Genomic DNA, 19,861 nt, shown 5'->3' on the forward strand with positions numbered 1-19,861 from the left:
AGGTGTGCCGGAACCGCCCCTGCCGACATGCGGCAGGGGCGGTTTTCGGTTGTCGGCGGACACCGCCGGTTCGTGTCGGCATGTGCCGGTACCGGCCCCATCTCGATCCGGTCAGCGGACCTCCTTCTGCGGGCCAAGCTATCTCCTGTGAATCGGCGTTCGCGCGCGCCATCGCCGCTCCGGATGACGGCGGGAGTTAGAACAAGAACGACACTCGGGCCCGCGGGAACTCATGGTCACGGGTCTGAGAAACACACAATCGGTCAACGAACCTCATCGGTCCGATGAGGAATTCGTCGAATGGAGTGATGGTGCGTTTCTTGCCCAGTCGAGAAGACATCACGGCCGGAGTGGTCGGCCTGGGATACGTCGGGTCCTGTGTCGCAGCGACCCTCGCCGACAACGACGTCCACGTAACGGGCGTGGACACGGACGCCGCGCTCGTGGCGGAGCTGAGCCGCGGACACTGCCGGTTCAGCGAAGCGGGGCTGCCCGAGCTCGTGTCCCGCTGGGCGGGCACGCCGAGGCTGCGGGTCACTGATGACTGCGAAGCGGTCGCGTCCGCCGACGTCGTCATCGTCACGGTCGGCACGCCCATCCGCGACAGGGGCGTGCTGATGGACCATCAGCTGAAGAGCGCCTGCGAGGATCTGAGCAGGCACATCCGCCCCGGTCAGCTGTTGATCTTCAAGAGCACGGTTCCAGCGGGGATGACGCGCGAGCTCGTCGTCCCTCTGCTTGAGCGCTCGGGCCTGAAGTGTGGAGCCGACTTCGGCCTCGCGTTCTGCCCCGAGCGGCTCTCCGAAGGAAACGCGCTGAACGAGCTCCGTAGCTTCCCCATCGTCGTCGGCGGCTGGTGCGACGACAGCACCGAGGCCGCGGCGGCGTTCTGGGAGCGGACCGTCGGCGTCGACGTCATCCGCTGCGCCTCGCTCGAGACGGCGGAGATGGTCAAGCTCGCCGACAACTGGTGGATCGACCACAACATCGCCATGGCCAACGAGCTCGCCAAGGTGTGCGACGTGCTCGGCGTCGACGTCCTCGACGTGGTCTCGGCCGCGAACTCCATCAAGAAGGGCAACGGGAACGTCAACATCCTGCTGCCGAGTGTCGGGGTCGGCGGCTCCTGCCTGACGAAGGATCCATGGATGGTGTGGCGCTCGGCCCAGGACCGTGGCGTGGACCTCCGCACGATCCCGGCCGCGCGGGAGGTGAACGACGGGATGCCCCGCTACACCTTCGACCTCGTCGTCGACGAGCTGGCCAAGTTCGGCAGGACCCCGGCCGACGCGAAGGTCGCGGTGCTGGGCCTGGCCTTCAAGAACAACACCGGAGACCTGCGCGCGACGCCGACCCAGCCCGTGATCGCGGCGCTCTGCGAGGCGGGCGCCGACGTCACCCTCTTCGATCCGCTGGTCGACGACGACGAGGCCGAGAAGACCTTCGGGCTGCGGCCGTCAAGCTCCATCGAGGAGGCGGTGCAGGACGCCGACTGCCTGGCCGTCCTCGCCTGGCACAAGCAGTTCGAGGCGCTGGACTTCGCCGAACTCCGCAAGCGGGTCGCCGCGTCGTGCGCGTTGATCGACGGGCGCGCCTACTACTCTCGCGAAACGATCGCCCGGCTGCGACAACTGGGCTTCGCCTACCGCGGGATCGGACGGTAGACGCCATGGCTCGAGTGGTAGTCACGGGCGGTGGCGGATTCGTCGGGAGCCATCTCGTCGACCGGCTCGCAGCGGAGGGCCACGACGTGGTCGTCTTCGAACAGGGCGAGCCGCCGGCCGGCCGGCAGGCGGGTGCGTCCCGGTACGTCATGGGCGACATCAGGGACAAGGCCGGACTGGCTGCGGCCATCACCCCGGACGTGGACATCGTGTACCACCTCGCCGCCGTGGTCGGCGTTGATCGGTACCTCGACCAGCCGCTGGACGTCATCGACATCAACCTGATGGGGACGAGGAACGTACTCGATCTGGCCGAGCGGGCCGGAGCGAAGGTCGTGGTCGCCAGCACGAGCGAGGTGTTCGGCAAGAATCCGGCGGTGCCATGGGCGGAGGACGACGATCGCGTGCTGGGCAGCACCGCCACGGACCGGTGGAGCTACTCGTCCAGCAAGGCACTGGCGGAGCATCTCACCTTCGCCTTCATCCGGCAGCGTGGCCTGCGAGCGACGATCGTGCGCTACTTCAACGTGTACGGCCCCCGCCAGCGGCCCGCCTTCGTCGTCAGCCGCACGATCCACCGGGCGCTTCGCGGTCTTGCTCCTGTCGTCTATGACGACGGCGGTCAGACCCGGTGTTTCACGTTCGTCGACGACGCCATCACCGCCACGGTGATGGCCGGTTCGAGCGCGAAGTCCGATGGCGAGTGCTTCAACATCGGCAGCTCGGACGAGACGACGGTGCAGCAGGCCGTGCACCTCGCCATCGAGCTCGCCGGTGGTGAGCGGACCGTCGTTCCCGTCGACACTCGGGAGCGTCTCGGCGAGCGGTACCAGGATCTGTACCGACGGGTTCCCGACACGACGAAGGCCGCCAACGTGCTCGGCTGGCGCAGCACGACCGGCCTGCGCGAGGGGCTGGCGCGGACGATCGAGTGGGCTCGGGAGAATCCCTGGTGGCTGGAGCAGCCGGACAGCGGCCAAGCCTGACCGCGAACAGCGCGGTGCTTCCGCCTCGATGAGCCGGAAGCACCGCGAGTCACGACATCAGGGCGCGCTGTCCGGGATCTGGTACACGGCGTAGTCGCCGGTGTGGAACCGGAGATCCGCGAACTTGCCGATCATGGAACTGCGGTCGAGGTCGCGCTCGTCGACCATCAGCCAGCGCACGCCGTAGCGCGTTCGCAGCGCCTGGATCGACTCCGTTGTGGGGGACTGGAAGGCCGCGTCGTTGGCCTGGATCCGCGCCCGGTCCCAGAACGGCAGCAGGTGCGAGGTGAGGCCGTCGCGCCAGCGCCGGTAGTTCGTCGGGGTGAACGCCCACCCCTCGACGAGCACGCGCCGCTCCGTCAGAGCCGAAACCCAGTACTGGCGGCTGTCGCAGGGCGTCTGGAATCCCCAGCGGCAGTGCGTGTTCGTGGCGACCAGGTCGTCCGGGTCCGAGTGGGCGCGCAACCACCGTCCGGCGGTCAACACGTCCCGAGGAATCACGTCCGCCGGGGCGACGGTCGGATCCGTCTCGGCGATGCCGCCCGCTGGGGTGCGCAGAGCCGCGGACAGGGCGCGACTGGCCCAGGCGGCCGGCAGCCCGACGGCCGTGATCATCGAGATCGTGAGGGCCCCGGCGACCACCAGGTGCCGTCTGTTGACGAGGACGACAGCGCCGATCGCGAGCAGGGCGAGCGCCGCCAGGGCGAGGTAGGGCCGGTAGAGAAGGCTCTCGTCCTGGCCCGGACTCAGGGGCACCTGGACGCCGAACACCATCCGGGTCAGGCAGGTCACCACGATCGCCGCGCCGGCCACGCACGCCGTCGCGCGGGCCGACACCTTCGCCCGCCGCGCGATGACGAAGAGCCCGTAGACGGCGACTATCCCCAGATAGGGATAGCACGCCACGGAGAAGTACTGCTCATTGTTGTGATCATGCCCGAACAGCAGTGTGGCCCCGATTCCCGCGGCACCGATGCCGAGCATCACCGCCACGGCCGGTCGCAGGAGCAGCCTCGCCTGGCTCAGCAGACCGAAGATCCCGCACCACTCCACGGCCCAACTCAGCAGGTACAGCAGCGTGACACCGAGGACCGAGGCGAGCGGGGCGTCGGTCTGACGGCCCACCCCGGTCAGCTCTCCCCACACGTCGCGCGTGTGGAAGAGCGGGGCGACGATCATCCCCAGGCGCTCCTGGCCGAAGAGCACGAACTGTCCGAAAAGAAAGCACGCCACGGTGATCGCCAACGCGGCGAACGTGGGCCACGGCGTCCGGCGACGCCGGACCATCTCGATCACGGCGGTCAGCACCAGCCCGGCGCCGAGCAGCGGCAGATACGTGGCCTTCGCCCCCATCACCGCCACCAGGAAGACGCCCAGCAGCAGCCACAGGCCGCGACCGGTCCGCCTGCGGTCGAGCAGATCGAACAGGACGAGGGCGACCGGCACGAAGAGCAGCGCCCCGAAGCTCTGTGTGGGGCCCATCCACGACTGAGGGGGGCGCCACGTGAACACCCCGACGTTCGTGCCCAGGTACAGGTTGGGCGACTCCATGAAGACGGTGACCACGATGGCCAGCAGCCCCGCCGGCCAGGAGCGCGCCACACGCCGTCCGAGCATCCCGATGAGGACGACGAAGGCGACCATCATCGGCAGCATGGTCAGCCGGAACAGCAGCACGAGCGGTTCCACGCCGGTGATCCAGCTCGACGCCGCGTAGTGAGCGAAGACGAACCAGTGGTAGAACAGCGGTTCGCCGGCGACGTACGGCGCCGTGGGCGGCACGTGGTGGTTCAGCTCGCCGATCAGGGCGAGGTGGAACGGCATGTCGAGATTGACCGTCGCGAGTGCCGGCCAGGTCAGCGGAAACGCCCTGAAGAACTTGCCGGCGCTCCAGACGACCAGATACACGACGACCAGGGCAACGGACCACGACCACCAGCTCGGCGTCGTGAGGCGGGGCCCGCCCCTCCAGTGCCGTCGCAGGCGGGGGAGCGCGGCGAAGACCGCGTAGGTGGTGAGCGGCCAGGCCAGGACGAGCAGCGGCATCCCGGCCGCACGGACGGCGATGTAGACGAGCACCTCGATCGCGTAACCGAGCGTCAACCCGAGGGCGAGTTCCTCGGCCAGCGTCCGCTGCCCGCGATACAGGGCGCGTACCAGCAGCAGGCCCGGCAGCGTCAGCCCGAGTGCCACATAGGCGCCGAAGCAGATCATGTCCCGTGCGGAAACATCGAAGAAGGCCAGCACGGACACCGTGAAGATGGTTACCAAGGCCGCCGGCAGCCAGCGCGACGAGTAAAGCCGGCGGAGCCTGCGCCACCACACGGACCGTCCGCTGTTATAAGGAATCCTGTCCAGTTCGCCGGTAAGTTCAAGGGAACCTGACGGGAAACTTTCCAGGTGCGGAGTCTTGGTCATGCGCGCCAGTCTCGGCGGCCTGCGCTGCCCGGCCGGGTGCGGACGCCCGCGTTTTTCGATGTCCTTGCCGGCCCTTCATACAGGGCAGTCGATCGGCCGGATGGCGGCCTGCCAGAGGCGCTTCGACCTGGGCCGGCAACATCCTGTGCACGATCCACTTTTGGGACACGCCCTCTCACATGTTCGTGTCCGAGCGATCACGTTCCGTAACATGGCTCGGGAATCGGGGGCAGGCCGGTGTGGCCGTCCTTGTCGTCTCGCCGGGTGGGAATCGAATGGCTGAACGCGTAGACGGTGGCGCCGACACAGAGATCGCTTGGTGGTCCGAGCTGCGCTGCCCGCGCTGTCGTGGTCCACTCCGCGCCGGAACCGAGCTTCGCTGCGACGAATGCCCGGCCACGTATCAGATCGACCGGGGAATCCCACGGTTCGTGCCCCGCGACAACTATGCGGCGGGGTTCGGATACCAGTGGAACCAGCATCGGCTGACGCAGCTCGATTCACATTCCGGCATACCGATCTCGCGCAATCGACTGATTAATCAGAGCCGTTGGTCCTTCGCCGAGCTGCGCGGTAAGAAGGTGCTCGAATGCGGTAGCGGCGCCGGGCGCTTCACCGAGGTGCTGTGCGAGTCCGGCGCCGAGGTGACGTCGGTCGACATCTCGAGCGCGGTCCACGCCAACGCGGCGTCGAACGGCCGCTTTCCGAATCTGCGGCTCGTCCAGGCCAGCATCTACGAACTGCCGTTTCCTGAGCAGTCCTTCGACTTCCTGTTCTGCTGCGGGGTGATCCAGCACACCCCGAACGTGGAGCGGACCTTCAAGACGCTGTTCCGCTATCTGCGGCCGGGCGGCCGGTTCTGCGTCGACGTGTACGCGGCGGTCATCGCCTACCCGCATCCTCGCCAGCTGCTGCGTCCGATCACCAAACACATGCCTCCCGCCAAGCTCTACGCCCTGGTGGAGAAGGCCGTGCCGGCTCTGCTGCCGCTGTCTCTCAAGCTCAGCGCCGTCCCAGGGGTGGGGCAGGGGCTGGCGCGCCTGGTTCCGGTGGCCAACCATCGCTATCTGGGGCTGACGGACAGGGAAACCGTCCGGAGCTGGTCCGTGCTGGACACCTTCGACTGGCTGTCACCGCGGTACGAGAAGCCGCAGACCCGGCGGCGTCTGCAGCGCTGGACGAGTGAACTGGGCCTGCGCGAGGTCTCCATCGAACGCCATCGGGGGCTGTACGTGATCCGCGGCGTCAAATAGCCGGCGGTGGTCACGTGGCCGGCAGGCCCCCTCGCAGACGGCGCACCTCCCGAACAGCCGACAAGAGCAGCCTTCGAAAGGGATCGCGCCGTGGCGACCAGCGATAGAGCCGGCCTCCGGCGCGTCGCCCTGCTCATCCCGCAGTTGACGCTCATGGGCGGCACCGAGATGCAGCTCTGCTTGCTGGCCAGGGAACTGCGGGCGAGGAACATCGACACGACGGTGTTCGTGCTGCGGGGAGGCGGGCGGCAGGCGGAGAGCCTGCGGCGGGCGGGGGTGGAGGTGCACGAGCTCGGTTTCGTCCGCCTCCTGTCGGGACCGTTGGCTCCGGCTCGCAACCTGCGCGCCTGTCTCTCCCTGCTGCGCCTCCTGCGGAGGCTGAAGCCCCAGGTGCTGCACGCCTTTCTCTACCTCGGCTACGTCGTGGGGCCACCGGTGGCCCGGTTGGCAGGGGTTCCGGTCATCGTGGCGGGCAGGCGGAGTCTGAGCTGTTTCAAGCGGCGGCGCGGGTGGGTGCTGGCGCTGGAGAGGGCCGTGACCCGTGTCGCCGATCATGTGGTGGCGAACGCGGTGGCGGTCGCGGAGGATGCTCGGGCGGTTGAGGGTGTGCCGGCGCGGAAGCTGAGCGTGATCTACAACGGCCTGCCGGGGTCGGCGTTTCACGGAGCCGAGCCCGAGCGTGTCGACACCCCCTGGCCCGTGGTGGTGTGCGTGGCCAACCTCCTGGACGTGAAGGGGCATCGGTTCCTGGTCGATGCCGCCGGGATGCTGTCGCGGCGGGGTCGTCCGTGCACGGTGGTGCTGGTGGGGGAGGGTGTCGAGCGTGGTCGTCTGGAGGCTCAGGCGAGCGCTCTGGGGGTGGATGTGCGCTTTGTGGGGGCCCGTAGTGAAACGGCGGGTTTTCTGGCTCGTGCTGATGTGGTGGTGCTTCCTTCGCTTTCGGAGGGTTTGAGTAACGCGGTCATGGAGGCGATGGCGGCGGGGCGGCCTGTCGTGGCGACGTCGGTGGGGGGGACGCCGGAGCTTCTTGAGGATCGTGGCGTCCTGGTTCCCGCTTCTGATCCCGTGGCGTTGGCTGAGGGGATCGCCCGTCTCCTTGATGATCCGGATCTTGCGGCGTCGCTGGGTGCGGCGGCGCGTGCCTGGGCCGGCAAGAACCTTGACATGGACGTGATGGTCGATGAGCACGTCCGCCTGTATCACCGACTTCTGGAGACCCGATGTGCGGGATAGCTGGAATGGCTTCGACGTCGAACCCGGACCCCGAACTCGTCCGCCGTATGTGCGAGGTGATCGTCCACCGCGGGCCCGACGGCGCGGGCTTCCACAGCGACGAAGGCGTGGCACTCGGCATGCGCCGACTGGCGATCATCGATGTGGCGACCGGCGACCAACCCGTCTACAACGAGGACAGACGGATCGTGGCCGTCTTCAACGGCGAGATCTACAACTTCGGTGAGCTCCGGGAGATGCTGATCGCCAAGGGGCACCACCTGCGCACCGCGGGAGACTCCGAGTGCCTCGTGCATCTGTACGAGGAGTTCGGCGAGGACCTCGTCCACCACCTCAGGGGGATGTTCGCCTTCGCCATCTGGGACCGCGATCACCGGCGTCTGGTTCTGGCTCGGGACCGGGTCGGCAAGAAGCCGCTCTACTGGCGATCCGATCACTCGTCGATCTGGTTCGGGTCCGAACTGAAGTCCCTCACCCGGGACCCGGGGATGAGCCGCGAGGTCGACCCCGTCGCCCTGGATCACTACCTGACCTACCAGTACGTTCCCGCGCCGTGGTCGATCTACCAGGGCGTGCACAAGCTCCCTCCCGGTCACGTGCTCGTCTGGGAAGGCGGCACGGTCACGGTCGACCGCTACTGGGAACTCGACCGCAGGCAGCGGTCGGTGGTCGACCCTCGGGAGGAGGAGCAGCGCCTGCGCGAGCTGCTCCTGGACGCGACCCGGGTCCGCATGGTGAGCGAGCGTCCCATCGGCGCGTTCCTGTCAGGCGGGGTCGACTCGTCCGCGGTGGTGGCCGCCATGGCCATGCAGAGCAGCAACCCGGTCAAGACGTTCTGCATCGGCTTCGAGGACAGCCGGTACGACGAACGCCACAAAGCACGGATGGTCGCCGACCGCTACGCCACGGACCACCACGAGCTGGTCGTGACGTCGAACCTGCTCGACATCCTGCCGCGCCTCGCGTGGCACTTCGACGAGCCGTTCGCCGACTCCTCGGCGATCCCCAGTTTCTACGTGGCCCAGCTGAGCCGGCAGCACGTCACCGTCGCGCTCAACGGGGACGGCGGGGATGAGTGCTTCGGCGGCTACCAGCGCTACGCGCTGATGAACCAGGCTCGCAGGATTCCCGTAGTGCCCGGCCCCTTGGCGGGACTGCTCAGCCGCAGCGGCACCCTCATGAGCCAGCGGAGCGCTTCCCGTTCCCTCTCGCGGCGACTGGGCCGGCTGATGACGTTCGTCGCCGCGCACCCATCGCAGCGCTATGCCCGCCTGATGTCGTACTTCACGCCGGAACAGCGAGCCGAGATCTACAGCGACTCGCTCCGGGAGGCCCTGGCAGGCGTCGACAGCTACCGCCTGCTCGAGGACATCTTCCACGGCTCGTCGGCGAAGACCGATCTCGGCAGGGTTCTGGACGTCGACACCTTCACCTACCTTCCGGGTGATCTGCTGGTCAAGGTCGACATCACGACGATGGCGAACTCGCTGGAGGCCCGCTCGCCCTTCCTGGACCACCACATCATGGAGTGGGCGGCGACCCTTCCCAGCGCGCTGCACGTCCGCAACGGCCAGACCAAGATGCTGCTCAAGCGGGCGGTGGCTCCCTGGCTGCCTCCCCAGCTGCTGCGCTATCCGAAGCAGGGGTTCGGGGTGCCGCTCGCGGCGTGGCTCCGCGGTGAGCTGCGGGACCTGGTCTTCGACGCGCTCACCGACGACACCGCTCGCGGTAGGGGGCTGTTTCGGCCGTCGGCGGTCCAGGAGCTGCTCCGGCGGCACATGGACGGCGTCGACCACAGCGTCCGGCTGTGGGCGCTGCTCCAGTTCGAGCTCTGGAACCGAGCGCATGCGGTGCCCGACGACACCGTCGTCAGTGAGGCCGGATGCCACGCGTGACCAGGAAGGTCAGGCATGCGCGATCGCCCGTATCCGGCGCGACCAAACGAGAGGCTCGCCATGGCACAAGGAGAGAATGCCGCTCTGCGACGCGTCGCGTTTCTCATCGGACAGCTCGAACTGGGAGGCACCGAGAAGCAGCTGTGTCTCCTGGCGCGGGAACTGCGCCTGAGAGGCGTCGAGGTCCACGTCCTCGTGCTGTCGAGAGGCGGCCCCTACGAACAGACCTTGCGCGAGGTGGGAATCGAAGTCCATCATCTCGGCTTCGGCCGTGAACCGTCCGGACTTTCCACGCTGAATCGGAACCTGATGGCCTTCGTCCGCCTGGTCGGCCTGCTGCGCGACCTCAGACCAGACGTGCTCCACGCCTTCCTGCACGAGGGGTACATGATCGGCGCGGTGGCCGCGCGGTTCGCGGGTTTCCCGCTGGTGGTGGTGGCCGGCCGCCGCGGCCTGCGGCACTTCGAGCGGCGGCGCGGGTGGCTGCTGGCGCTGGAGAGGGTCGTGACGCGTGTCACCGATCATGTGGTGGCGAACGCGGTGGCGGTCGCGGAGGATGCTCGGACGGTTGAGGGTGTGCCGGCGCGGAAGCTGAGTGTGATCTACAACGGTCTGCCGGCGTCGGCGTTCGAGGGCGCCGAGCCGGAGCGTGTCGACACCTCCTTGCCCGTGGTGGTGTGCGTGGCGAATCTGCGCAGCGTGAAGGGGCTTCGGTTCCTGGTCGATGCCGCCGGGATGTTGTCGCGGCGGGGTCGTCCGTGCACGGTGGTGCTGGTGGGGGAGGGTGTCGAGCGTGGTCGTCTGGAGGCTCAGGCGAGCGCTCTGGGGGTGGATGTGCGCTTTGTGGGGGCCCGTAACGAGACGGCGGGTTTTCTGGCTCGTGCTGATGTGGTGGTGCTTCCTTCGCTTTCGGAGGGTTTGAGTAACGCGGTCATGGAGGCGATGGCGGCGGGGCGGCCTGTCGTGGCGACGTCGGTGGGGGGTACGCCGGAGCTTCTTGAGGATCGTGGCGTCCTGGTTCCCGCTTCTGATCCCGTGGCGTTGGCTGAGGGGATCGCCCGTCTCCTTGATGATCCGGATCTTGCGGCGTCGCTGGGTGCGGCGGCGCGTGCCTGGGCCGGCAAGAACCTTGACATGGACGTGATGGTCGATGAGCACGTCCGCCTGTATCACCGACTTCTGGAGACCCGACGTGCGGGATAGCCGGAGTGAGCAGGAGCGCACAGTTCTGCCGGCCGCCGAGCCCCCCGCCGGTTCCCCGATCGATCGCAGCCGAGGCGAGGTTCGATGCCCCGTACGTCAGAGCTGAGTTCGTCCGTCGGCAAGGTGGCTCACACCATTGGCAGCCAGACGGTCCAGGTCCTGCTGGGAACGGTGACAGGCGTGCTGATCGCACGCGTCCTCCAGCCCGAGGGGCGGGGGACCTACTCCGTCATCGCGACCACGACGCTCACCGCCATCGTCTTGGGGCACGCGTCCATCGACAAGTCACAGATCTATCTGTGGACGAACCGGGCGCGGCACCGCGCTCTCGCCGCGAACGGTCTGGTACTCGGCCTGACCCTGGGAACGGTCACCACGCTGGTCGCGCTGGTGCTGCTGAGCGTGGGCGCGATGCCGACGACGTCCCCGCTGCTCGGGGTCGCGATGCTCGCCGTTCCCTTCGGCGTCGCGGCCACGAACCTGAGAGGCATCGCGTGGCTGGAGTCACGCACGGACATCGTCAACCGCGGGACCGTCGCCGCCGCGTTGACCCAGTGCCTGCCTCTCCTCGTGCTCTCGGCCGTCGGCGACATCACGGTGACCACCGTCATCGTGTTCTGGACGGTCTCCACCGTCGTCCCGTTCGTTCTCCTCATCCGGGCGCTCCGCCCCCATCCCCGGCTGGTCGACGTCCGGCTCGCCTGCCGCCAGCTCGCCCTCGGCGGGCGCTTCCACGTCGGGCTGGTGGCCTTCTATCTCTTGATGACCGTCGACACCCTGCTGCTCAACGCCCTGGACTCCGCCGCCGCAGTCGGGATCTACACGGTCGCCGTGACGGTGCTCTCCCTCGCCGGCATTCCGGCGGAGGCCACCACCCGGGTCGTGCTTCCCGGGCAGGCCGGTAGCGACGCGCGTCACGCCGAGGAGATCACCGTCCGAACCCTTCGGCTCAACCTGATCCTCTCCTCGGCCTTCCTCGGGGTGCTGGCGGCGGTGTCGCCGACGCTGATCCCGATGGTTTACGGCCAGTCCTTCGCGGGCAGTGTCCCGCCGCTGCTGCTGCTGGCCCCGGGGATGGTCGCGCTCTCCCTGATCAGGCCGGTCGAGCAGTATCTCGTGCGACTCGGCCGGCCGGTCGCCATGACCCTCATCGCCGTCGGCGCGCTCGCGCTGAACGTCCTGCTCAACGTGGTGCTGATTCCCCGATGGGGACCGCTGGGCGCGGCTCTCGCGTCCACTGCCACGTACACCCTCATGGCCTGCGTGGAGGTGTCCTGGTTCGCGCGGTCGGCCCGCATCCCCTTGTGGGGCCTGCTGCCACGCCTCGACGACGTCCGGCCGGTGCTGACACTGCTGGCGTCCTCCCGCGTGATCGCCCGGCGGCGTCGCCGACCTGGGCAGCGGGTCGGCTGACCCAGGCGCCGGTGCGCGTGAACCCGCTAGCGATCGTGGAGCGGGCGACGTGCCACCCAGACGCAACTGCTTCCCCACTGCCGGAGCACGGGAGCGTAGTCCATGAGCAGGAGTGGCTTGATGGCCCACTGAGGGACCTTCCAACCCGCAAAGTTGATCAGGGTGTTGACCGTGTTGTAGGGCCGCACCTGCGGCACCTCGAAGCCAAGCTTCTCCAGCAGCACGCGCATGCCCTTCGGGCTGAACGCGTACTGATAGAAATCGCCCTCCGGCTTTCGGGCCGCGACGAAGCGGCGTGCTCTGGCCTGCAGCCAGGAATTCATGCAGGGTGTCGAGATGATGGCGATGCCGCCCGGTCGAAGGATGCGTCGCGTCTCGGCCAGGATCTGCGCCGGGCCTTCCTCGAAGTGCTCGCAGACTCCCGGCGAGTAGACCGCGTCGAAAACCCCGTCAGCGAAGTCGAGCTTGCGTACGTCGCCGACGTGCCACGGAATGTCCGGAAACAGGCCGCGCAATCTGCTGATGGTCTCCTGCGACCAGTCGAGCCCCTCGGCGCGGTATCCCAGCGCATCGGCGGCGACGGTGAAGTGCGCCCGCCCGCAACCGGCCTCGAGCACTCTCTCGCCGGGCTTCACCCATTTCCTGAACGTGGCCCGGAGTTCGTGCAGCAGGTGCCCCTTGAGCTGGCGCTCGTACGACCACTCGCTGGCTTTCCAGAGATCGGTCCAATAGGTTTCGTCCGCGGCTCTCGAGTAGTACTTGAGGCATCGCCCCGCCTGCTGGTTGTCATCGAGGGTGATGAACCAGTTGTCCATTCAGTCGCTCCGGTGCTCGCTCGGCATGGGTCCGTTGTCAGTAGGCTTCAGACATCAGGGGGATGACCTCCCGTTACCCAGGTCCATCTGGTAGAGCAGCCAGCCGAGCGGTATCGCGCCGACGGCCAGGGTTCTGGCGGCTGTTCCGCGGAACCCGTGGGCGCGCCGCCACGCCGACTCCCTCAGATGAAAGCAGGCCCTGGAGAGGTGCACGGCGGCCCTGGCGAACTCGGTCGGTCTGAAGCGCAGCCACGCGATGTCCTCTTCAAGGGTGATGCGATGCTGCTCGGCGGCCCCGGACGCGACACGCGCGAAGGCGCGCCGTGTCAGGCGATCCTGGGCGACCACTCGACAGACGACGACCTCCTCGTTGACATGGCGCACCAGGTACCGTCGGCCGATCGCCCGCCATATCAAGCTTTCGGCGACGTACCCCGTCCGTTGCGGAAACGGGTGTGCCCGCATGATGTCGGCGCGGTACATCCTCGGCTTGTCGCCGGTCGATCGATAGCGATAGACCATCTCATGCCAGCTCGCGTCGAGCGGGGCGGAGGGAAATCTCTTGCCGATGACGCGGTCACGCTCGTCGATGCAGAGCCCGGCGACTCCGGCGTACGCCTGTTTGTCGCCGATGTCATGCCAATGGTCCAGGAGGCGCCGCAAGCTTCCAGGAACCACCAGGTCGTCCGAGTCGATCTGAGCGATCAGGTCGCCTTCGGTCACGGACGCTCCGTGATTCAACGCCTGGTGTTTTCCGGCATTCGGCTGCCAGTGATAGCGGACCGGGAAGGGGCTGATCCGGGCCAGTTCGGCCACCACATCTCGGGTGTCGTCGGCGGAGCCGTCGTCGATGACGACCCATTCCAGATCCACGTCCTGGTGCAGCAGACTCTCGTGGAGTTCTGGAAGGTACCTTCCGCGGTTGAACGTGGGGGTGAGAACGGTGACCAGCATGGCGCACCTCACCCTTCTGCAGCAGGGACGTCGGGGACACACCGCGCGTTCGCCGCGGTCTCGGCCGACTCAGGGCGATGGGCTGCCTCCACCCGATGGAGCGTCATCGCATAACTCCGATCTCAGAGAACGAACTCCGCAGTCAGGCCCCTTTAAACGCGGCCCGCCTCGGCACGCGTTCGCATTGACTGTTCGGCGATCTGGCCGGCCGATTCGCTTTCCGCAGGCGCGGCCGTTGAGTGCCCTTTGTCCCGAGGATTCCTGGTCCAGGCTACTGCTGAGAGCAGGCTGGTGATCATGATGATCGGCATGCGTTGGCGAAAGATCAGGCCAATGTTGGCCATAGTGGTCGCATAGGCGATCGTGGCCGGGACGATGAACAGCAGCAGGATCACGAGGATCCTGCGGTCATCCAGCCACAGCCGACGGGCGCCGCGCGCGGCACTGAAGAGCAGGTAATACCAGATGAGGGCGTCGACCTTGCCGAGTTGGAACGCCAGACTGCCTTCGGACCACGGGAACGGCGACAGCAACGTATAGAGCAGTTTGCTGCCGAGAGCGTTCCACGGATCGCCGCCGTCCTGGAATACGACGCCCGACCCGCCGCTCGCGTTGGAACGTATGTTGGCCTGCGAATGGCCGTTTTCGAACTGCTTCTGGATCGTCGCCGTCGGGGCCAGCTCGGAAAAGCCTCCGGAGGCGAACACGGTCCACACCAGTATCGCCGCGAAGGCGAACCGCCGCAGCGAGAACGCGCCCTTCACGCCGATCAGGCAGAGCAGGAGCGGTGCGACGCACATGGCGACCATGTAGGGGCGCACGTACCACAGCGCCCAGAGCATCGGCAGGAGCATGAGCAGCCTGCGCAGGTGGAATCGCCGGGCGATCGAAACTCCCAGGCCGATGCTGGCCACCACGAGGAATGCGTTGAAGCCGTCCTTGTACGTGTCGGAGGTGTGCAACAGGAACGCGGGCATGAACGCTGTCGCGGCGAGCAGGATGAGTGCCGCGCGATCGTCGGCGCCGACGAACCGGGCGAATCTGAAGATCACAATGCACAGCGCGCAGGCGACCAGCGCTACGACAGCTGTACAGGCGAGCGGGGCCGGGCCGCCGCACAGGTAGATGACGAGCGCGAAGATCTGGCACGGGAGGGTCACCGAAGAGACGGTGCTGATGTCTTCCGACGTGATGAACGTGATTCCCTCACGTTCCCAGTGCCTGACGATTTCCCGCGCGATTCCCTCGTACGTCAGGTTGTCGCCGCCGTATTCAATGACGCCGGATCGCATGACCGTGACATGGAGGACCAGCCGGAGCGCGAACGCGAACAGCAGAATCGGCAGCGCCCGACGCGCCACTTCCGCGGGCAGGTTCGCGCGGACAAGGAAGATGAGCGTCATCGCGGCGACGGCAATGATGAAGTACTCCACGAAAGACCACCTTCTGTCCGCCTCAATACGGTGCCCCGGAGAGCAGCGGTCGGTTGCGCACAACCGGTAGATCAACTCCGGCCGACGATGTTAACTCCGTGGCTGCGGGCAACATGACTCCATATGACGTGCATGGGGCGATGATTGCCCGTCGTTGCCGATTCTTTCCGCCGCCGTATGCCGCGCGTCGAGCACCGGTGCCCCCAAGTCGGCGCAGACTTCCGGCCGGCTGTTCAGGATGGCTTGATCATGCTCAGGTAGAAAGCGGGAAAACATTTCGCCACCACCGCGACGGCGTCGGCGAAACGCACCGAATCCGCGGCTAGCGTCTCCGACGTGAACCAGGCCATCACCCAGGAGTCCGGATGAAGTCGGACAACCGGATTCGTGTCATGGAAATCGTCGCGCGGCTGAACGTCGGCGGTCCCGCCACTCAGATAGCGGGGCTGTCGGAGCGGTTGAACCCGGACGCGTTCGACCATCGCCTCTACACAGGTCATGTCGACGCCGACGAAGGTGATCACCTTGACCTGAAGGCTTCGGGGCTGCGGGTCCGCCGGGTGCCGGGTCTGGGCCGGTCTGTCAGGCCCACCGACGACTGCCGGGCGCTCATCCGGCTCATGGCGGCCATGCGCGAGTTCCGGCCGCATGTCGTCCACACGCGGACGGCCAAGGCGGGCGCTCTGGGGCGGGTGGCCTCCCGCCTGTCAGGCGTCGGATCGGCCCGGGTTCACGTGTTCCACGGACACCTTCTCAACGGGTACTTCTCGCGCTCCAAGCGTTCGCTCTATGTCGGCTCGGAACGGTTCCTCGCTTCCCTGACCGACCGGCTGGTGTCCGTCGGATCCCGGGTTCGCGATGAGCTGCTGGCCGCCGGGATCGGCCGTCCCGAGCAGTACGTGGTGATCGCCCCCGGAGTGAAGCTGGGTCCGATCCCCGATCGCGGGGCCGCGCGCCTGGCTCTGGGCCTGCCACCCGACGTGCCCGTTGTGGCGTTCGTGGGCCGCTTGACGCAGGTGAAGCGGCCTGACCGGTTCGTGGCGGCGGCGAGCGCCGTGCTCCGGCGCATACCTGACTGCCGCTTCGTCGTCTGCGGCGGCGGTGATCTCCTCGAGCAGGTCGAGCGGAGCATCGAACCCGTCCGGCCGGCCTTTCACCTGCTCGGCTGGAGAAAGGACGTCGAGACGGTCTACTCCGCCGCCGACCTGGTCCTCCTGACCTCTGACAACGAGGGCATGCCGCTCACACTCATCGAGGCCGGGATGGCCGGTACACCGGCCGTTTCCACCCGGGTGGGCAGCGTCGCCGAGATCGTCAGGCATGGGGACACCGGCCTGCTCGCCGCGGCTGACGCCGACGAGCTGGCGGCACACACCGTGAGGCTGCTCTCCGACCCCGCGCTCGCCCGCCGGATGGGGGAGGCCGCCCACAAGTGGACAAGCACCGCGTTCGCCGTGGAACGCCTCGTCGCGGACACCGAAGCCCTCTATCGACTGCTGGGCGGCGAGCGGCGGGATCGAAGTGTCACCGCAGGAGCAAGGGGAGGAACGGGCAGATGAGGATCCTGGTAACTGGCGGTGCGGGGTTCATCGGCGCGAATCTGTGCCGCACGCTCGCCGCTCGCCCCGAGGTCGAGAGCGTCACCGTCCTCGACGACCTGAGCAGTGGAGATCTCGTCAACCTCGACGGCGTCGGGGTGGACTTCGTCGAGGGCAGCATCCTGGACCGGGACGTCATGGCGGAACTCGCCGCCGACGCGACGGTGGTGGTCCACCTCGCCGCTCGCCCTTCGGTGCCCAGATCGCTGAAGGACCCCCTGGCCTCGCACACCGTCAACACCACGGGCACCCTCCACGTCCTGGAGGCGTGCCGTAAGACCAAGCCGTACGTGATCCTCGCGTCGTCGTCGTCGGTATACGGCGACTCCCAGGAGCCGTACAAACACGAGGACCTGCCGACCAGGCCGCTGAGCCCGTACGGCGCGAGCAAGCTGGCGACCGAGGCCTACGCCCTGGCGTACGCGTCGAGCTACGGGCTGCCCGTCCTGGCCTTCCGTTTCTTCAACGTGTACGGGCCGATGCAGGCCGCCGACCACGCCTACGCGGCCGTCATCCCGGCGTTCGTGTCCGCGGCGCTGCGCGGCCTTCCCGTGCCCGTCCATGGCGACGGCAACCAGGCGCGGGACTTCACCTACGTGGGATCGGTGGCGAACGTCCTCGTCGAGGCGGCCGTCCACCAGGTCACGCACCCGAAGCCGGTCAATCTCGCGTTCGGGACCCGCGTGACCCTCCTGCACCTGAAGGACGTCCTCGCGGACGTTCTCGGCCAGCCGATCGAGGCGACCTTCCTGCCTCCCCGGATCGGCGACATCAGGGAGTCGCAGGCCTCGTCCCGACTGTTGCACGAGCTGTTCCCGGCGGTGTGCCCGGTGTCGCTCGAGGAAGGGCTCCGCATGACGGTGGACTGGTTCGAGAAGGCAGCGGTCTCCAGCTCCGGCGGGCGCGTCTGACCTGCCGCTTCCCCCCGGCAATAGCACCTCTCAACGTTTGTGACTAGGGGAAGCCTGTGAGCACAGCAGCAAAGAGGACCTACCTGATAACGGGCGGCAGCGGATTCGTCGGGTCGCATCTGAGCGACGCGCTGCTCGCTCGCGGTGACTCCGTCGTGGTCCTGGACAACCTGTCGACCGGGCGGCTGGACAACCTCCGGCCGCATCCGGGGCTCCGCTTCGTGCAGGGGTCCGTCCTGGACGAGCTCATGGTGGACGAGCTGGTGCACCAATGCGACGTGGTCGTCCATCTCGCGGCAGCCGTCGGCGTCAAGCTGATCGTCGAGCAGCCGCTGCGGTGCCTGACGACGAACATCCGCGGCTCGGAGATCGTCATCGAGGCCGCGCACCGGTACCGGAAGAAGATCCTGATCACCAGCACGAGCGAGATCTACGGCAAGAACTCCTCGGGCCCGCTGCGAGAGGACGCCGACCGCATCCTCGGCAGCCCGTCCGTCGTGAGATGGGCCTACAGCACGGCCAAGGCCGTCGACGAGATCCTCGCCAACGCCTACCACCGCGAGCGCGGCCTGCCGACGATCGTCGTCAGGCTGTTCAACACCGTGGGGCCACGGCAGAGCCCGTCCTACGGCATGGTCATCCCGCGCCTCGTCCAGCAGGCGGTCAGTGGGGAGCCCCTCACGGTCTTCGGCGACGGCACCCAGACCCGCTGCTTCGCGCACGTCGCGGACGTCGTCGACGCGCTGCTCAGGCTGCTCGACGACGAGGCGGCGATCGGGCAGACCTTCAACATCGGCTCCGCCGACGAGGTCAGCATCCTGGAGCTGGCCAAGCTGGTCGTCGACCACACCGGGTCCACCTCCGGGATCGACTTCGTCCCGTACCACGAGGCCTACCAGCGGGGCTTCGAGGACATGACGCGGAGGGTGCCCGACACCACCAAGCTTCGCGAACTCACCGGCTGGGCTCCACGACACAATCTCGATGAGATCCTCACCGAGGTCGTCAGGAAGGTCCGCGAGGATCTCGCGGCGTCCACCCGGTGAACGGGACGACCGCCCTCGCCGCAGGGGGAGCCGCCATGGTGATCAGCTGCACCGCCATCGTGCCGCTGAGGCGGCTGGCGCTGCACTGGGACCTGACCGACCGCCCCAGCGAGAAGAAGGCCCATGCCCGCCCCACGCCGTACCTCGGCGGCCTCGCGATCACTCTGGGCACGCTCGTGCCCGCGGTCGTGGCGGTCGGCCTCGCCGACCACCGGATCACCGCGGTTCTGCTGGCCGCCACGGCGGTGGCCCTCGTCGGCCTGATCGACGACATCAGGCCGCTGCCCGCGGTGACGAGGCTGATCGTGGAGAGCGTGGCGGCGAGCGGGGTCGTGCTCTCCGGCGTCCACGTCACCCTGCTGGGCGGTTGGTTGGACGGCCCGGTCACCGTGCTGTGGATCGTCGTGCTGTCCAACTCCTTCAACCTGCTGGACAACATGGACGGCGCGCTGGGCTCGGTCGCCACGGTCACCGCCGCCTTCCTCGCCGGGACCGCGTTCGTGACCGGGCAGCCGTCGCTGGGGCTGCTCCTGACCACGCTGGCCTGCGCCGGCCTGGGGTTCCTGCCGCACAACTGGGCGCCCGCGAGGATCTTCATGGGCGACTCCGGATCGCTGTTCATCGGCTTCGTGCTCTCGTGCTCCGCCGTCTTCCTGGTGACGGGGCAGGGCGCGGACACCATGATCGCCGGGTTGCTCCTGCCGACCTTCGTCGCGACCGTCGACACCGGCGTCGTGTTCCTCTCGCGCATGCGGGTCGGCCGCTCGCCACTGGCGGGCGGCACCGACCACGTGTCGCACCGGCTGCGCCGGATGGGCCTGCGCACCCGGGCGGTCGCCGCGACGCTCGGCGTGATCGCGGCGATCGCCGGCGGGCTCTGCCTGTTCACGGCCCTGCACTGGATAGCGCCTCTGGTCACGACGCTGGTCGCGGGTGGCACGGCCGTCGTCCTCATCAGCTTGTTGCAGGGTGTGAGCGTCTACGCACCGGCCGAACGTCTCAAGGCTCCTCCCAGAATCCGTGAAAGGCGGCGTTGATC

The 19,861-nt window shown here is 67.7% G+C and carries 15 protein-coding genes; 11 read left to right on the top strand and 4 right to left on the bottom strand.

Annotated elements, in window-relative coordinates; genetic code table 11:
* Positions 1 to 311 precede the first annotated feature (311 nt).
* Together ABT294_RS25155 and ABT294_RS25160 are read left to right on the top strand one after the other, a co-directional pair.
* Complete coding sequence (locus ABT294_RS25155) at positions 312 to 1,664, top strand: nucleotide sugar dehydrogenase (protein ID WP_350808727.1); 1,353 nt, start codon at positions 312 to 314, stop codon at positions 1,662 to 1,664.
* Between the two features lie 5 nt (positions 1,665 to 1,669).
* The gene (locus ABT294_RS25160) at positions 1,670 to 2,650 is read left to right on the top strand and encodes an NAD-dependent epimerase/dehydratase family protein (RefSeq protein WP_350808703.1); all 981 of its coding nucleotides are present in this window, start codon (positions 1,670 to 1,672) and stop codon (positions 2,648 to 2,650) included.
* Between the two features lie 57 nt (positions 2,651 to 2,707).
* Here ABT294_RS25160 and ABT294_RS25165 read toward each other — a convergent pair whose 3' ends face one another.
* Entirely contained in the window at positions 2,708 to 4,903 is a 2,196-nt protein-coding gene (locus ABT294_RS25165; protein ID WP_350808704.1) for a hypothetical protein, read from the bottom strand.
* Positions 4,904 to 5,499: 596 nt separating this feature from the next.
* On the opposite strand from ABT294_RS25165, the gene ABT294_RS25170 reads away from it, so the two are divergent.
* From ABT294_RS25170 to ABT294_RS25190, 5 genes are all read left to right on the top strand, one after another.
* Positions 5,500 to 6,321 carry a class I SAM-dependent methyltransferase gene (locus tag ABT294_RS25170; RefSeq protein WP_350808705.1) on the top strand — a complete coding sequence of 274 codons (822 nt, stop codon included), beginning with the start codon at positions 5,500 to 5,502 and terminating at the stop codon, positions 6,319 to 6,321.
* Positions 6,322 to 6,411: 90 nt separating this feature from the next.
* The gene (locus ABT294_RS25175) at positions 6,412 to 7,554 is read left to right on the top strand and encodes a glycosyltransferase (RefSeq protein ID WP_350808706.1); all 1,143 of its coding nucleotides are present in this window, start codon (positions 6,412 to 6,414) and stop codon (positions 7,552 to 7,554) included.
* 5 nt (positions 7,555 to 7,559) lie between these two features.
* Positions 7,560 to 9,449: an asparagine synthase (glutamine-hydrolyzing) gene (gene asnB / locus ABT294_RS25180; RefSeq protein WP_350808707.1), complete on the top strand. Its 1,890-nt coding sequence runs from the start codon at positions 7,560 to 7,562 to the stop codon at positions 9,447 to 9,449.
* 15 nt (positions 9,450 to 9,464) lie between these two features.
* On the top strand, positions 9,465 to 10,652 hold the full coding sequence (locus ABT294_RS25185) for a glycosyltransferase (RefSeq protein WP_350808708.1): 1,188 nt from the start codon (positions 9,465 to 9,467) through the stop codon (positions 10,650 to 10,652).
* A gap of 84 nt (positions 10,653 to 10,736) precedes the next feature.
* Positions 10,737 to 12,065 carry an oligosaccharide flippase family protein gene (locus tag ABT294_RS25190; RefSeq protein ID WP_350808709.1) on the top strand — a complete coding sequence of 443 codons (1,329 nt, stop codon included), beginning with the start codon at positions 10,737 to 10,739 and terminating at the stop codon, positions 12,063 to 12,065.
* Positions 12,066 to 12,091: 26 nt separating this feature from the next.
* Here the strand turns inward: ABT294_RS25190 and ABT294_RS25195 are convergent, their stop codons facing one another.
* From ABT294_RS25195 to ABT294_RS25205, 3 genes are all read right to left on the bottom strand, one after another.
* Positions 12,092 to 12,880 carry a class I SAM-dependent methyltransferase gene (locus tag ABT294_RS25195; RefSeq protein WP_350808710.1) on the bottom strand — a complete coding sequence of 263 codons (789 nt, stop codon included), beginning with the start codon at positions 12,878 to 12,880 and terminating at the stop codon, positions 12,092 to 12,094.
* A 54-nt stretch (positions 12,881 to 12,934) separates the two neighbouring features.
* On the bottom strand, positions 12,935 to 13,834 hold the full coding sequence (locus ABT294_RS25200; protein WP_350808711.1) for a glycosyltransferase family 2 protein: 900 nt from the start codon (positions 13,832 to 13,834) through the stop codon (positions 12,935 to 12,937).
* A gap of 152 nt (positions 13,835 to 13,986) precedes the next feature.
* Positions 13,987 to 15,267, bottom strand: coding sequence for a hypothetical protein (locus ABT294_RS25205; protein WP_350808712.1), 1,281 nt, complete (start codon positions 15,265 to 15,267; stop codon positions 13,987 to 13,989).
* 365 nt (positions 15,268 to 15,632) lie between these two features.
* On the opposite strand from ABT294_RS25205, the gene ABT294_RS25210 reads away from it, so the two are divergent.
* The 4 genes from ABT294_RS25210 to ABT294_RS25225 are packed head-to-tail and all read left to right on the top strand — an operon-like array spanning position 15,633 to position 19,859.
* On the top strand, positions 15,633 to 16,826 hold the full coding sequence (locus tag ABT294_RS25210) for a glycosyltransferase (RefSeq protein WP_350808713.1): 1,194 nt from the start codon (positions 15,633 to 15,635) through the stop codon (positions 16,824 to 16,826).
* Positions 16,823 to 17,776 carry an NAD-dependent epimerase/dehydratase family protein gene (locus ABT294_RS25215; RefSeq protein ID WP_350808714.1) on the top strand — a complete coding sequence of 318 codons (954 nt, stop codon included), beginning with the start codon at positions 16,823 to 16,825 and terminating at the stop codon, positions 17,774 to 17,776. Before ABT294_RS25210 ends, ABT294_RS25215 begins: the two co-directional genes overlap by 4 nt.
* Before the next feature lie 56 nt (positions 17,777 to 17,832).
* Positions 17,833 to 18,822, top strand: a complete 990-nt coding sequence (locus ABT294_RS25220; RefSeq protein WP_350808715.1) for an NAD-dependent epimerase/dehydratase family protein — start codon at positions 17,833 to 17,835, stop codon at positions 18,820 to 18,822.
* Positions 18,819 to 19,859, top strand: coding sequence for a glycosyltransferase family 4 protein (locus tag ABT294_RS25225; RefSeq protein WP_350808716.1), 1,041 nt, complete (start codon positions 18,819 to 18,821; stop codon positions 19,857 to 19,859). The genes ABT294_RS25220 and ABT294_RS25225 overlap by 4 nt, the downstream gene beginning before the upstream one ends.
* The last annotated feature ends 2 nt before the right edge of the window (positions 19,860 to 19,861 follow it).

The organism is Nonomuraea sp. NPDC000554 (assembly GCF_040300065.1).
GTDB lineage: Bacteria > Actinomycetota > Actinomycetes > Streptosporangiales > Streptosporangiaceae > Nonomuraea.

Bases quoted from the DNA above. Each gene is read 5' to 3' on its own strand.
- asnB (WP_350808707.1), top strand. From the start codon at position 7,560: ATGGCTTCGACGTCGAACCCGGACCCCGAACTCGTCCGCCGTATGTGC.
- ABT294_RS25200 (WP_350808711.1), bottom strand. From the start codon at position 13,834: ATGCTGGTCACCGTTCTCACCCCCACGTTCAACCGCGGAAGGTACCTT.
- ABT294_RS25195 (WP_350808710.1), bottom strand. From the start codon at position 12,880: ATGGACAACTGGTTCATCACCCTCGATGACAACCAGCAGGCGGGGCGA.
- ABT294_RS25190 (WP_350808709.1), top strand. From the start codon at position 10,737: ATGCCCCGTACGTCAGAGCTGAGTTCGTCCGTCGGCAAGGTGGCTCAC.
- ABT294_RS25215 (WP_350808714.1), top strand. From the start codon at position 16,823: ATGAGGATCCTGGTAACTGGCGGTGCGGGGTTCATCGGCGCGAATCTG.
- ABT294_RS25160 (WP_350808703.1), top strand. From the start codon at position 1,670: ATGGCTCGAGTGGTAGTCACGGGCGGTGGCGGATTCGTCGGGAGCCAT.
- ABT294_RS25210 (WP_350808713.1), top strand. From the start codon at position 15,633: ATGAAGTCGGACAACCGGATTCGTGTCATGGAAATCGTCGCGCGGCTG.
- ABT294_RS25185 (WP_350808708.1), top strand. From the start codon at position 9,465: ATGCGCGATCGCCCGTATCCGGCGCGACCAAACGAGAGGCTCGCCATG.